Below are 12,852 nucleotides of genomic sequence, written 5' to 3'. Positions count from 1 at the left end.
TTCGGCCCGACCAGGAGTGACGCACGCCACTCGAACCCACGGGAACTCGGTGCCTTCACCCGCCGACTACTGGACCACTACGGCTACGACACCTCACCCGCCCGCGTCCTTGCCCCGCATCGTCCCCTCGTCCCCGCCCCCTGCCTCCCGGAGAAGCCCGCCCATGTCCACCGCTCCCTCGACCGCTCCGGCCGAGGTCCCGCAGGAGTCCAACCCGGCACCGTCCCCCAGCCGTTGGGCCCCGCTGCGCCCCCTCGTCCTGCGTCTGCACTTCTACGCCGGAGTGCTCGTCGCCCCGTTCCTGCTCGTCGCCGCCGTCACCGGCTTCCTGTACGCCGGCGCCTTCCAGGCCGAACGGATCGTGTACGCCCACGAGTTGACCGTGCCCGTCGGTGACCGTGAACTGCCGATCTCGCAGCAGGTGACCGCCGCCCGCAAGGCCCACCCCGAGGGCGCCGTCTCCGCCGTCCGCCCCTCCCCGGAGGACGACGCCACCACCCGCGTCATGCTCTCCGGCGTCAAGGGCATCGCCGCCGACCACACCCTCGCGGTGTTCGTCGACCCGTACACCGGGAAGGTCCGGGGCGCGCTCGAACAGTACGGCTCGACCGGCGCGCTCCCGCTGCGCACCTGGATCGACGAACTCCACCGCGATCTCCACCTAGGTGAAACCGGCCGCCTGTACAGCGAGTTCGCCGCGAGCTGGCTGTGGGTCATAGCGGGCGGTGGCCTGGTCCTGTGGTTCTCCCGGCGCCGTGCCCTGCGCAAGGTACGTGGCACGAGCGGACGGCGCCGTACCCTCGGCCTGCACGGCACGGTGGGTGTCTGGGCCGCGGCCGGGTTCATCTTCCTCTCGGCGACCGGACTGACCTGGTCGACGTACGCCGGCGCCAACATCGACGAACTCCGCACCTCCCTCGGCCAGGCCACCCCCTCCGTGTCCGCCGCGGCGAGCGGTGAGCACGCGGGCCACGGCGGCTCCACCGCGACCGGCGACGCCGAGCACGGCGTGGGCCTCGACAAGATCCTCGCCGCCGCGCGTGCCGAGGGCCTCGGCAACCCCGTCGAGATCGTCCCGCCCGCCGACGCGAACTCGGCGTACGTCGTCAAACAGGTCCAGCGCAGCTGGCCCGAGAAACAGGACGCGGTCGCCGTCGACCCCGCCACCGGCAAGGTGACCGACGAACTCCGGTTCGCCGACTACCCGTTGCTCGCCAAAATGACCCGCTGGGGCATCGACCTGCACACCGGTGTCCTCTTTGGCCTGGCCAACCAGATAGCCCTGATGCTGCTCGCCGGGTCCCTGGTCCTGCTGATCGTGTGGGGCTACCGCATGTGGTGGCAACGCGGCCGAGGTTCCTCCTTCGGCCGTCCGATCCCGCGCGGCGCCTGGGCGCAGGTACCCCCGCTGCTCCTCGTCCCGTGCCTCGCGGTGATCGCCGTACTTGGCTATTTCGTCCCGCTGTTGGGCATCCCGCTGGCCGCGTTCATCGCCGTGGACGTGGTGCTGGGGGAGATGGCCCACCGCCGGGGAGCACGGGCGTACGCGAAGTAGCGACGCACACAAAGGGGCCCGGTTCCGTGCCGGAACCGGGCCCCTTTGTGATGGTGCCGTGTCTCAGACCTGCTCGAAGTCACCCGCGAGCGCCGAGGCGATCCGCAGATGTGAACCCGCCTCCTTGTGCCGCCCCTGGCGCTCCAGCGTGCGGCCCAGCATCAGCCGCGCGTAGTGCTCCACCGGGTCACGCTCCACGAGGACCCGCAACTCGGTCTCGGCGCGCCGCAGTTGGGCCGAGTGGTAGTAGGCGCGCGCCAACAGCAGGCGCGGTCCGGTCTGCTCGGGCACCTCCTCGACCAGCCCGCCCAACACCCGCGCCGCCGCGGCGTAGTCCTTGGCGTCGAAGAACAACTGCGCGCGCTCCCAACGCTCCGCCGGTGTTCCGTGGTCGTAGTACGTCATGTCCACTTGACCTCCTTCGACCGACACAACGGACCCTGTTGGTTGAATATTCCACTACCGATTTTCGCTACTCCGCCACGGCGGCCAGCGCGGCGTTGGCCCGCTCGGTGATCAGGGTCAGCACCCGGCCGGCGGTCTCCAGATCCTGCGCCGGAATGTCCGCGTAGACCCGGGCGGTGTAGACACCGGTCTCGCTGCTGACCCGGTCGAACCGCTCGCGGCCGGCGTCCGTCAGCCGTATCTCGGACCCGTCGGCTTCGACCAGCCGCGCCGCGATCAGCTGCTCCACGACGCCGCGCACGGTGGCCTCGTCGACCTTCAGGGAGGTGACGACCTCCTCGACGAGCCTGTCGTGGTCGACGGGTCCGTCGGCGACGGCGACGAGCCGGAGGGTGATCTGCTGCTGGAAGTCGAGGCCGTGCCGGGTCAGGACGCTCTCCAGGACCGCGCGTCCGGCGTAGTGCGCGAGACCGATGACGCGGGGGTCGAGGCGGGGTGCGGTGGTGGTGGTCATGACTGCTCCTTCTCGTGCTCACTCACGTGGTCAAGGGGTGTGTCGAGCAGGGTCGCGAGGTCCCGGGTGAACTCCTTGGTCCGCGCGCTGTCGAGACCGCCGAGCGGCGCCAGCAGCTGTTGCAGAAGTCCGTGGACGACCTTGATCGCCCGCCGGGTCACGTCACGGCCCTCCTCGGTGAGGGCCAGCTGGACCGCGCGTGGATCGCGGGGGTCTCGGGTGCGCTCGACGAGGCCCGCCGACTCCAGAGCGCGGGCCAGCTTCGACACATAGAGGGCCTCGAGTCCGGTGTGGTCGGCGAGGTACCGCTGACTGGGACGCAGCCCGGAGCGCTGCATGCCGTACAGCGACGCCACCAGGGAGTACTGCGCATGGGTCAACCCCAGGGGTGCCACCGCGCGGTCGACCGCCACGCGCCACTTCATCGACAGTCGCCAGACCAGGAAACCGGGCGTCGCGCCCTCGGATGCCGTACTCATGACCAATAGAGTACATGGCTACTATGTCCATGGCTACTATTTTTCGACGAGGGACGGGCAGGGGGCGACGGGGAAGGCGGCACCGGCGAGGGGTTGACGGACTGACGGAATCGCCTTGACGGGACTAGGTTGTCGCCATGAGCAATCTTGATCGCGAAGCGGTTCCGGCCCTGTGCGGCGGCCGCGGTTTCGTGGTGGCGGAGCCCGTCCGCGAACTCCTCAGCCCGCGCCGGGTCCAGCTCGGCGAGTCCACCGAAGTCCGCCGACTGCTGCCCAACCTGGGCCGCCGCATGGTCGGAGCCTGGTGCTTCGTGGATCACTACGGCCCCGACGACATCGCCGACGAGCCCGGCATGCAGGTGCCCCCGCACCCCCACATGGGCCTGCAGACGGTGAGCTGGCTGCACGAGGGCGAGGTGCTGCACCGCGACTCGACCGGCAGCGTCGCGACGATCCGCCCGCGCGAACTCGGCCTGATGACCTCGGGCCGCGCGATCAGCCACGCAGAGCAGAGCCCCAAGACGCACGCCCGCTTCCTGCACGGCGCGCAGCTCTGGGTCGCCCTCCCCGACAGCCACCGGAACGTCGACCCGCACTTCGAGCACCACGCGGAACTGCCGGTCGTCACGGCGCCGGGACTGCGCGCCACGATCGTCCTCGGCGACGTCGACGGCGCGGCCTCGCCCGGCACGACGTACACCCCGATCGTCGGCGCGGACCTGGCCCTCGCCGCCGGCGCGGACGTACGCCTGCCGCTGGAACCGGACTTCGAGTACGCGGTCCTCGCCATGTCCGGCGAGGCCCACGTCGACGGCGTCCCGGTCCTCCCGGGCTCGATGCTCTACCTCGGCTGCGGCCGCACCGAACTCCCGCTGCGCGCCGCGTCGGACGCGGGCCTGATGCTGCTGGGAGGCGAGCCGTTCGACGAGGAGCTGATCATGTTCTGGAACTGGATCGGCCGCACCCAGGAGGATATCCAGCAGGCCCGCACCGACTGGATGACCGGTTCGCGCTTCGGCGAGGTGAAGGGGTACGACGGGGCGCCGCTGCCGGCTCCCGAACTGCCTCCGGTGGCGTTGAAGCCGCGGGGGAGAGTGCGTTGACCTGCTGGGACGTGCCACAGACTTGCCTGGGACGGGCGTGCGTGGACTTCCGTATGGTGTGTCAGTCGTTGGCCGCAGCTTGTGGGCGGAGTTCGATGGCGTCTTGTGCCGTGAGTCGCCATCTCGGTGCCGACGCGTCGAGGGTCTTTTCGGGGTACCGATGGTTGGTCCGATCGGGGATGGTGCCTGGTCGTCTCGCGATTGGCGGGTACTGACAAGACGCGAGAACAGTGATGCCTTGGCTTGGTAGTCCTTGGTGCCTGCTTCGGAGTTGTGGCCGCTGTCCGTGGACGGCCTCCTGCGCTCCTGGCCACGGTCGGCCTGCTGAAGCCCACGACGCCCCACACGCGCCGGGCGCGAGGTGCGGTGTGGGCGGCTTTCTTGTTGGGGATCGTGGTCTCGCCGGAGGCGAATATCGCGGCGGCGCCGGCTCTGGAGTGGCAGCCGGTCCTTGTCGCTGGGTGGCCTCCCGTCGCGTTGCTGTTGTCGGTGGAACTCCTTGTGCATCGCCCGGTTGACCAGCTGGATGTGACGACGGGGCAAATGGGAGAGGGGGACACTCCCGCGAAGAGTGAGCGGCAGCAGAAGGACGGTGTTCCGTTGCTGCCGCGCGCTCGCATGGTCGACGCCCGACACCGGGAGCTGCACCAGCGACCGCCTCAGCCGAGACTTTGCGGAAGGAGTTGCGCATCGGAGCGCGCCGCGTTGTCATACGAGTTTGCGACGGAACCGTCCGACGCGGAGGCGCCAATGTCCGGAAACCGGTCCGCGTATCGAATGGACATATATCGAGAATCTCTGTCCGGAGCTGGCACGCATCGCGATACAGGAGAGGAACTGCGGCCTCCTGTCCCAACATGAACGAGTTACCGCTGATCGGGAGCATCCATCAATCGACGGTGGAGTTCTGTGGGCATGGCATGGATCGCCCGAGTCAATGCGGTGTTCGTCTTGAGCTTCAATTCTTGCTCGACGAAGTCGTGATCAGCTCTTGCCTGCTGGAAGGGCGTCGGCGAACTTTGGACGTCGTCCTCGAAGGACTTCTCTTGGTGGAGCCGATGTGTGCAGACCGACGTGCCGCGTCCGGCGTGTGATGTCCACGGCTTGCGGCCGCTTCTGTCGAGAACTTGATCTCGCCTCGTATTAGGGCCGGTTGGCCCCCCGCGCGGTCCTTCGGCCCACAGCGCGACGACGGCCGGGGCGGGACATTGAAGAGGTCACCGCACTCGCGGTGACGGTGTCAGGAGGACGGGATCGCTATGGCAGTTCACGATCATTCGAGCGGGCGAGCGGGAATCCGGTTCCCCTCGCGCCGCAGGGCATCGACCTCGGCGACATCTGTGGCGGCGCGTGACACCACCCGGTCCACCGCGTTCGCGATGGTCTTCGCGGGTGTGCGGATCCTGACCGGGTTCGTCTTCCTCTGGGCTTTCCTCGACAAGACGTTCGGGTGGGGCTACGCGACCGCCTCGGGCAAGGGCTGGGTCGATGGCGGTTCACCGACCAAGGGCTTCCTGAGCGGAGTCGCCGCGGGACCGTTCCAGTCGACCTTCCACAGCATGGCCGGGGATGCCTGGGTGAACTGGCTGTTCATGCTGGGGCTGTTGGCCATCGGCGTGGCCGTGATGTCGGGCGTGGCGCTGCGGTTCGCCGCGGTCGCGGGCACCGTGATGATGGCGATGATGTGGGCGGCCGAGTGGCCGCCGGCGCAGCGCCTTTCGACCGGTGCGCCGAGCATGTCGTCGAACCCTCTGGTCGACTACCACGTCCTGTACGCCGCGATTCTCATCGCGCTTGCGCTGGGCCATGCCGGTCGTGTGTGGGGCCTGGGCCGTGGCTGGGAAAGCATGGCGATCGTGCGTGACAACCGCTGGTTGAGTTGAGAGGACGGCGGTCATGCGGCACAGCAAGATCGGCTCAGTGATGACGGGCGGCGTCGTATGCGTCGAGTTCGGCACTCCGTTCAAGGAGGTCGCCCGTCTCCTTGCCCACCACAGGGTCAGTGGCCTGCCCGTCGTGGACGGCGACGAGCGGGTGATCGGGGTCGTCTCCGGCACGGACCTCATGCTCGACCAGGCACGCACAGTGGCCTCGCCGCAGCCACGGCCGCGCCTGCGCTTCCTGCGCAAGGGGCGGGGTGCCGGGGACGACGATGTCAGGGTCCGGGCACATTCGGCCGGCCAACTGATGTCGAAGCCGGCCGTCACGGTGCATGCCGAGGACACCGTCGCCGTAGGCGCGCGGATGATGGCGCAGCACGGGGTCGAACGGCTGCCGGTCGTCGACGAGGAGGACCGCCTGGTCGGCATCGTGACCCGGCGGGACCTGTTGCAGCTCTTCCTGCGGCCGGACGCGCACCTGCACCGCGAGGTCGTGGAGCAGATCCTGGGCGGGGCCCTGCGCTTGCCGCCCACAGCGGTTGCTGTCGACGTCCGCGACGGGGTGGTCACTCTCACGGGCGAGGTGGAGCGGCGCATCGAGGCCACGGTCGCGCAGCGGATGATCCAGCAGGTCGACGGTGTGATCGATGTCGTCTCCGAGCTGACCTGGCGTATCGACGACAGTGTGGGCGAGGCGGTGGAGGAGGACCTGAAGGACGTCGCGGACGCCTGGATCCACAAGCTCTGAGAGGGAGGATCGGCCATGGCACGGCAAGCACTCGTCGCGTACGGGACCAAGAACGGTTCGACACAGGGGATAGCCGAGGCCGTCGCAGACGCCTTGCGCACGCACGGCGTCGAGACCGAGGTGTATCCCGCCTCCGAGGTCAGTGACGTGAGCCCGTACGACGTGGTGGTTCTCGGCGGCGCGCTGTACGCGGGCCGCTGGCACGGGGACGCGGTGCGGTTCGCGCGCCGGCACCGTGCCGCGCTGCTGGATCGGGCGGTGTGGCTGTTCAGCAGTGGCCCGCTCGACGCGTCGGCCGAAAAGCGGGACATCCCGCCGGTACGGGGCGCCCGGCGCGCGGCGATGCGCCTCGACGCCCGGCAGCACGTGACGTTCGGCGGCCGGCTCGAAGCCGGGGCGCGCGGCCGCATGGCACGGATGATCGTCGAGTCCGGACGCGGCGGGGACTTCCGGGACTTCGACCGGATCTCCTCGTGGGCCACCGGTATCGCACAGGAGAGTGCCGCGGAGGCGCAGGTGCGATGACACGCGCCGGAGCCGTCATGTGGCGGTGGCGGAGCAATCCGCTGCGCAGGACCTCGGACACCGTCGAGGCGTGGACCCGGCTCCTGCTGGGAGTGCTCCCACGGAGAACCTGTACACGGGACGGTAATCACGATCTGGGTCGATCGCGCAATCGGGTCATATCGTCACCGCTTGATCACGGTGCCGTCGTGGCGCGGTCCGCGGGCGCGGGTGTCGCCGCGTTCGCGGGCGTCATCGTCTCGGTGCTCGGTGTCCGGCTGGTTGTCGGACGTATCGGCTTTCGCCGGCGGTTGACCGAGTGGGATCGGGCCTGGGCCGAGGTCGAGCCTCAATGGGTTCATCGGGCCTGAGGCGCCAGTACGCGAGGAGGGCAACGTTTGTCCGGCACGGTTCGGTCGCTCTCGACATGCGTGTTCCCGGGCGGCATCCCGCGGTCATCGAGACGCTGAGGCCAGGTCAACTCGTGGGGTGGCTATGGCTGTTCGCTCCCTGTGTGGCAGTCAGGCTCGCCGGAAGCGGGCCGACACGATCGGCGGGGACAACCGAAGCCCGGAGGGCGATGTGAGCCAGGAACGCGTTTTCACACCGGAGTCACCGATCCGGGTCTTCCTCCTCGACGATCACGAGGTCGTACGACGCGGGGTGCATGACCTGCTCGATCTGGAACCGGACATCACGGTCGTCGGCGAGGCGAGTACCAGCGCGCAGGCGTTGGTCTGCGGTCCGGCGCTGCGTCCGGACGTCGCGATCCTGGACATTCGCCTCCCGGACAGTGACGGCATCACCGTCTGCCGTGAACTGCGGGACCGGATGCCGGAGTTGGCCTGCCTGATGCTGACGTCGTTCGACGATGACGACGCCCTGCTGGACGCGATCATGGCCGGGGCGGCCGGCTACGTCCTGAGACAGATCAAGGGCTCCGATCTGGTCACGGCGGTGCGGACGGTGGCATCCGGGCAGTCGATGCTGGACCCCGCGACCACCGGACGGCTGATGAGCAGTCTGCGCGCGCCCTCCGGGCAACCTGCTTCAGAGGCAGGACAGTTGGACGCTCTGACCGTGCGCGAACGCGAGATCCTGGATCTGATCGGTGAGGGTCTCACCGATCGGCAGATCGGCAAGCGCATCTACCTGTCGGAGAAGACCGTGAAGAACCACATCTCGCGGCTTCTGGCGAAACTCGGGGTCGAGCGCCGCGTCCAGGCGGCGGTCCTGGCGGTCCGGCTCGCACCGCTGTCCCACAAGGACGCGTGATCCCGCAGAACCGCGTTAGCGCCGATCAGGTAGCGGTACGCCCCAGCACAGAAGGGTGCCGCTCTCGGGCGGTGCGGCCAGGGTGAGTTCACCCCCCAGGTTCCGCGCTCGCTCGCTGAGATTGCGCAGCCCGCTGCGGTGTCCGCCTTCGCCGATTCCGACGCCGTCGTCGGTGACGGTCAGCGTGAGCCGCTCTTTGCGGACGACCAGCGCGATCTCCGCGGACGAGGCGTGTGCGTGCCGGGCGATGTTCGACAGTGCTTCGCTCAGTACCGCAACGACTTCGTCCGCCATGGTGTGCGGGACATCGGTGTCGAGCAGGCCCTCCATGAGCAGGGAGGGAGTGAACCCCAGCGCGGGAACGGCTTCCTCGGCGGTCTTGGAAGCACGGGCCCGCAGGCCGTGGCCGGTCGCGGTGCTGTCGTGGGCCCGCAGACCGAAGATCGTGGACCGGATGATTTTGATGGTGGTGTCGAGGTCGTCGACCGCCCGGCCGATTCGCTCGGTCGCTTCAGGGTGCTCGACGAAGCGATTCGCGCTCTGCAGTGTCATTCCCGTGGCGAACAGCCTTTGGATGGCCAGGTCGTGGAGGTCGCGGGCAATGCGGTCGCGGTCCTCCAGCAGGCTCACCTGCTCGGCGGCCCTGCGCCGGTCGGCGAGTTCCAGCGCGAGGGCGGCCTGGCCGGCGAAGCCGGGCAGCGGCGCGATCTCCGCCTGGGTGAAGGGCGCGCATCCGGCGGTGCGCGCGAGTACGAGGACCCCGCGATCTCCGTCACTGGTACTCATGGGAACCGCGACTGCGGGCCCCAGCCCTGTCCAGCGTTCGGGGCAGTAGGTGATCCGCGGGTCGTTTCCCACATCCGAGGTGACGATCAATTGCTCTGCGGCCAGGGCCGCCCCGCTCAGAGTCCCCTCGCGCGGCAGTCTCACATCACGATGGAGCTCGGCACCTTCCCCGAGCGCGAGTACCCCGCGCAGTTCCCGCGTTCCGACGGTGACCAGGTCGACCACGCCGAGATCGGCCGAGGTGATGTCCTGCGCCCGGTTCAGCATCAGCTCCAGCACCTTCGTCTCCGGGGTTCCGGAGAGCAGACCGCGGGTGAGCTCGGCGCCGGCCGCCATCCAGCGTTCTCTGACCTGTGCCTCCGCGTACAGGCGGGCGTTGTCGATCGCCACCCCTGCGGCCACGGCCAGGGTCGACAGGACGGCTTCGTCCTCGCTGTCGAACTGAGCACCACCGCGCTTCTCGGTGAGATAGAGGTTGCCGAACACTTCTCCCCGGACACTGACGGGCACACCCAGGAAGGAGTGCATCGCCGGGTGGTGCGGGGGGAAGCCGTGCGAGGCCGGGTGTTCCGACAGCTCTGTCAGCCGCAGCGGTTCCGGATGGCTGATCAGCTCGCCGAGTACCCCGTGTCCGGCGGGCAGAGCCCCGATCCGTGCCTGCTCGGCCTCGCTGACCCCGACCGTGATGAACTGGGTGAGGCGCTGATCGGGACCTATGACACCAAGTGCGCCGTATTCGGCATCGACCAGAACCACCGCGGCCTCGGTGATGTGGCGCAGCACCTGGGAGAGATCGAGCTCGCGGCCCACCGACAGGATCGCCTGGAGCAGTCCGTGGAGGCGCCCTCGGGTGCTGCGGACCACGCGGATCTGGGCCTGGAGTTGTTCGAGCAGCTCGTCCAGACGTAGTTGCGGCACCATCTCGGACCGTGCGTGTTCCTCGACGTTCACTTGCTGCCTCCGGTCACTCGGTCGTCCCGGGCTGCCTGCCGTTGCCGGTGCCCGGTGGGTGGCGCGGCCAGGTCAGAACTGGTGCTCCGCGTCATGACAGGTGAGGCACGTGATGCGGCGAGCGGGTTCCTTGAGGGTGGTCACACCCATGCCTTCTGCTCGCTCCAGATGCTGTGGGTTGACCTTGATGTGATCGGGGCAGAGGGCGGCTCCGCAGTTCCGGCAGACGGCGACGGCAGCGGTGGTCGTCCCGGACTGGTGACACTGGTAGCAGTTCATGCTTCGTTCTCCTCTCCGAGGGGTCGACGGGTGCGACGGGTGCGACGGGGTGCGCGGGCACGCCCGTTTGAGCCGAGTCCTGAAGCAGGCGCACACTTCAGCGGCGTATGAGCTGTGTGGTCCCGTTCTGCGCCTTGACTGTCGTCCGCAGCAGGGCACGTCGGCGCGTGGACCTCGCAGTGGAGCGTCTTACCGGCCAGTGCGCTTCTACGCCCCCGATGAGCGGGCGGTGGTCAACGGCTGACATCTCGGCAAGCGCAGAGGGGCGAAGGGACACGACCACCGACGCCGCAGGGAGCCCTTCGGTCTGCTGAGGTGGGAGGCAGTCTTCCCACCAGGACAGCGCGATCATCGTGCCGAGCAGGGCGAGCGGGAGCACCGCCGGGAGGAGCAGTACGTACATGAGCACCGCCTGGGCTTCGATGGCCTGTCGAGGAGGGCGGGGCAGAGGGAGATGCCTCGCTGGACGCATCGGGTTGCCCAGGAGCACCGTGTGCAGGGAATCAAACACCGGCCCTGCGATGGGTGAGTGGAGTGCCCCGGTGCGACATCGCGGTGGAAGCGGCGCGGCCGGGGGCCAGGGCGGCACCATTCACACTAGTCCCCGGATTCGGTCCTGGACAGGGACAGGCGCGCGGGGACGCCGGGATCGGACCGGGTCGGGGACAGGGATCCGACAGTCAGGAACGAGCTTCACCCGAGCCGCTCAGTAGCGCCGACTACGTGACGATGAGCAGAACGATCCACATGACGGCGGCGAGAATCGGAAGTGCGCAGGCGATGGCCCGGTTGTAGCGGTGATATCGGTGTCCCACGTATGCCCGGATGGCGGTGAGAGCGAGCCCGAAGCCGGCCAGGACACGTGCTGCCGCTTGAGTGGTGCCCGATGTGGGGGAACAGTCGACCCCGGCAAGGCTCACAGCAGCACCCCCCCGGCGTGAACCTTGCCGAGGGACTCCCTCGGAGATGCGTCGGCCGGGCCATGACCCGGCAACGAGACCGGCTCCGGGCATCCGCAAGGAACTTCGCCCAAGCCGCTGAGCTGCGCCCGCGCGCATCGTCCGCCTCCCGCCGGGGCCATGGGGCGTAGCGTGAAGTCGTCGCCCCGGCCCCTGGTGGGTGTTTCATCCACCGTCGTCGACGCGCCTGTTGGGTGCGCGGCCTTGAGAAGGGCGCCGCTCCCGTGCGAACCGGTCTGGAACAGCCCGCCTCTGGCCAACCTGTTGTCGGGGCGATGACCTGATCTCATGGCTTGAGCGGGGCCTTTTCTCCTGTCTGGGGACTTCCCGAAGGCTCGTCAAGCGTTTCCCGGCGACAACTGGGCCTTGGTACTGCGCGGCGAGGCCGGCTCCTCGGGGCCGTACCCGAGACGGATCACCATCTGCGCGTGTGAGAGGCGGGCGTCCGCCGGTGTCATGAGTTGTTCGCGCAGGTCGGGCCATTCCAGTGCCTGGTGCAGGAGTGATGCTCTGACACCGTGGGTGGTCGCGATCAGCAGGACTCGTTCGAGGGCTTGGCCCGCGCGGAGCCAGTCGGTCCGGCGGTCGTGAGTGGTGGACAGCACGGCGATCGAGGACCGCCGTTCGAAGGGGCGGGCGGTGAGCGTCTCCCCATGGCGGTGGGCGTCGAAGTCCCGCATCGGGATGCGGTCCCGGAAGTCCTGGGGGCCGAGAACCTCGGGTGGCATACCCAGGGCGGAGTCGCCCGTCTTGACCATCCAGTGGCGGCTCTCCGCAGCTCGGTCCGGATCGCCGGCGTTGCGGTGCTCCGCGTTCCCGGTGAGCCGCAGCACACGGTCGGTCTGACCTTGCGGGAGATGGCGCAGTCGGGCCCCTTCCGCGTGTGCCGCTTCGGCCAGTTCGGTGAGCAGGGCGGTGGGCAACGGTCGTTCCGAGAAGGGGAATCGGCTGCTGTGCCGGCGCCACACGGCGTCGTACAGAGAAGTGCGGGAGGACGCCCTGGCGGTGCCCCCGAGGCGAACGGTGGCGAGCAGGTCCGGCTCGTCGGGGCGTGGGAGCAGCCGGGGCACCGGTTCCCAGCCGAAGTGCTCGACCGCGACTCGGAGGTTGAGTACGGCGCAGCCGACGGAGAGGTGCAGGGCGCGGCCGGTCGGGTCGGTGTGGCGCAGGCCGCGGTGCGTGGCCGCGCGGATCTCCAACGTGAGGGTCTCCGAGTCCAGGCGGAAGCGCCAGGGCTGGGTGTTGTGGATCGACGGGGCGGCTACGGCCGCGGAGAGCAGCCTCTCCAGAGTCGTCCCGTCGAGGGCTGCGGTACGCATAGGGGTCTCCTGGCCGCCCTGCGCCAAGGGAGGCAGTCGGGCTTTTCGGTGACCGGACCGGCGTGGCGTCGGACATCGGGGGAGGGGCAGGGGCC

General features: G+C 69.0%; 13 protein-coding genes and 1 pseudogene. 8 read left to right on the top strand and 6 right to left on the bottom strand.

Translation table 11 applies throughout. The features are described from left to right. The first annotated feature begins 163 nt into the window (after positions 1-163). A complete protein-coding gene (locus OO70_RS16135) occupies positions 164-1,555 on the top strand; it encodes a PepSY-associated TM helix domain-containing protein (protein ID WP_043670622.1) in 1,392 nt (463 codons plus the stop codon). A gap of 63 nt (positions 1,556-1,618) precedes the next feature. On the opposite strand, the gene OO70_RS16130 is transcribed toward OO70_RS16135, so the two are convergent. The 3 genes from OO70_RS16130 to OO70_RS16120 form a co-directional block, all read right to left on the bottom strand. Then, positions 1,619-1,966, bottom strand: a complete 348-nt coding sequence (locus OO70_RS16130; RefSeq protein ID WP_043670619.1) for a tetratricopeptide repeat protein — start codon at positions 1,964-1,966, stop codon at positions 1,619-1,621. A gap of 61 nt (positions 1,967-2,027) precedes the next feature. Continuing rightward, entirely contained in the window at positions 2,028-2,474 is a 447-nt protein-coding gene (locus OO70_RS16125; protein WP_043670616.1) for a winged helix DNA-binding protein, read from the bottom strand. Next, positions 2,471-2,953, bottom strand: a complete 483-nt coding sequence (locus tag OO70_RS16120; RefSeq protein WP_043670613.1) for a MarR family winged helix-turn-helix transcriptional regulator — start codon at positions 2,951-2,953, stop codon at positions 2,471-2,473. Before OO70_RS16120 ends, OO70_RS16125 begins: the two co-directional genes overlap by 4 nt. 137 nt (positions 2,954-3,090) lie before the next feature. Between OO70_RS16120 and OO70_RS16115 the strand changes: the two genes are divergently transcribed. The 7 genes and pseudogenes from OO70_RS16115 to OO70_RS16095 all read left to right on the top strand — a co-directional run bounded on the left by OO70_RS16115 (position 3,091) and on the right by OO70_RS16095 (position 8,463). Then, positions 3,091-4,056, top strand: coding sequence for a pirin family protein (locus tag OO70_RS16115; protein ID WP_043670610.1), 966 nt, complete (start codon positions 3,091-3,093; stop codon positions 4,054-4,056). A 1,259-nt stretch (positions 4,057-5,315) separates the two neighbouring features. Beyond that, entirely contained in the window at positions 5,316-5,939 is a 624-nt protein-coding gene (locus OO70_RS16110) for a membrane protein (protein WP_043670607.1), read from the top strand. Between the two features lie 13 nt (positions 5,940-5,952). Beyond that, the gene (locus tag OO70_RS16105; RefSeq protein ID WP_043670604.1) at positions 5,953-6,684 is read left to right on the top strand and encodes a CBS domain-containing protein; all 732 of its coding nucleotides are present in this window, start codon (positions 5,953-5,955) and stop codon (positions 6,682-6,684) included. A 15-nt stretch (positions 6,685-6,699) separates the two neighbouring features. Continuing rightward, positions 6,700-7,209 carry a flavodoxin domain-containing protein gene (locus OO70_RS16100; protein WP_043670602.1) on the top strand — a complete coding sequence of 170 codons (510 nt, stop codon included), beginning with the start codon at positions 6,700-6,702 and terminating at the stop codon, positions 7,207-7,209. A gap of 188 nt (positions 7,210-7,397) precedes the next feature. Then, positions 7,398-7,559, top strand: a complete 162-nt coding sequence (locus tag OO70_RS56020; RefSeq protein WP_234336884.1) for a hypothetical protein — start codon at positions 7,398-7,400, stop codon at positions 7,557-7,559. A 32-nt stretch (positions 7,560-7,591) separates the two neighbouring features. Beyond that, positions 7,592-7,699: pseudogene (locus tag OO70_RS56015) on the top strand (regulator); the annotation flags it as partial. A gap of 71 nt (positions 7,700-7,770) precedes the next feature. Then, positions 7,771-8,463, top strand: a complete 693-nt coding sequence (locus OO70_RS16095; RefSeq protein WP_043670600.1) for a response regulator — start codon at positions 7,771-7,773, stop codon at positions 8,461-8,463. Between the two features lie 15 nt (positions 8,464-8,478). Here the strand turns inward: OO70_RS16095 and OO70_RS16090 are convergent, their stop codons facing one another. The 3 genes from OO70_RS16090 to OO70_RS16070 all read right to left on the bottom strand — a co-directional run bounded on the left by OO70_RS16090 (position 8,479) and on the right by OO70_RS16070 (position 12,757). Further along, positions 8,479-10,170: a sensor histidine kinase gene (locus OO70_RS16090; protein WP_043672551.1), complete on the bottom strand. Its 1,692-nt coding sequence runs from the start codon at positions 10,168-10,170 to the stop codon at positions 8,479-8,481. A gap of 102 nt (positions 10,171-10,272) precedes the next feature. Beyond that, positions 10,273-10,479 carry a DUF2180 family protein gene (locus tag OO70_RS16085; protein ID WP_043670597.1) on the bottom strand — a complete coding sequence of 69 codons (207 nt, stop codon included), beginning with the start codon at positions 10,477-10,479 and terminating at the stop codon, positions 10,273-10,275. Between the two features lie 1,297 nt (positions 10,480-11,776). Then, positions 11,777-12,757: an Acg family FMN-binding oxidoreductase gene (locus OO70_RS16070; RefSeq protein ID WP_043670586.1), complete on the bottom strand. Its 981-nt coding sequence runs from the start codon at positions 12,755-12,757 to the stop codon at positions 11,777-11,779. Positions 12,758-12,852: the final 95 nt, after the last annotated feature.

Source organism: Streptomyces xylophagus, assembly GCF_000716435.1.
Lineage (GTDB): Bacteria > Actinomycetota > Actinomycetes > Streptomycetales > Streptomycetaceae > Streptomyces > Streptomyces xylophagus.
This window is presented reverse-complemented; position numbering and strand designations above follow the sequence as displayed.

What these genes read in the sequence shown, in the direction of transcription:
- OO70_RS16135 (WP_043670622.1), top strand. Translation starts at nt 164, where the DNA reads ATGTCCACCGCTCCCTCGACCGCTCCGGCCGAGGTCCCGCAGGAGTCC.
- OO70_RS16125 (WP_043670616.1), bottom strand. Translation starts at nt 2,474, where the DNA reads ATGACCACCACCACCGCACCCCGCCTCGACCCCCGCGTCATCGGTCTC.
- OO70_RS16120 (WP_043670613.1), bottom strand. Translation starts at nt 2,953, where the DNA reads ATGAGTACGGCATCCGAGGGCGCGACGCCCGGTTTCCTGGTCTGGCGA.
- OO70_RS16115 (WP_043670610.1), top strand. Translation starts at nt 3,091, where the DNA reads ATGAGCAATCTTGATCGCGAAGCGGTTCCGGCCCTGTGCGGCGGCCGC.
- OO70_RS16110 (WP_043670607.1), top strand. Translation starts at nt 5,316, where the DNA reads ATGGCAGTTCACGATCATTCGAGCGGGCGAGCGGGAATCCGGTTCCCC.
- OO70_RS16105 (WP_043670604.1), top strand. Translation starts at nt 5,953, where the DNA reads ATGCGGCACAGCAAGATCGGCTCAGTGATGACGGGCGGCGTCGTATGC.
- OO70_RS16100 (WP_043670602.1), top strand. Translation starts at nt 6,700, where the DNA reads ATGGCACGGCAAGCACTCGTCGCGTACGGGACCAAGAACGGTTCGACA.
- OO70_RS16090 (WP_043672551.1), bottom strand. Translation starts at nt 10,170, where the DNA reads ATGGTGCCGCAACTACGTCTGGACGAGCTGCTCGAACAACTCCAGGCC.
- OO70_RS16085 (WP_043670597.1), bottom strand. Translation starts at nt 10,479, where the DNA reads ATGAACTGCTACCAGTGTCACCAGTCCGGGACGACCACCGCTGCCGTC.
- OO70_RS16070 (WP_043670586.1), bottom strand. Translation starts at nt 12,757, where the DNA reads ATGCGTACCGCAGCCCTCGACGGGACGACTCTGGAGAGGCTGCTCTCC.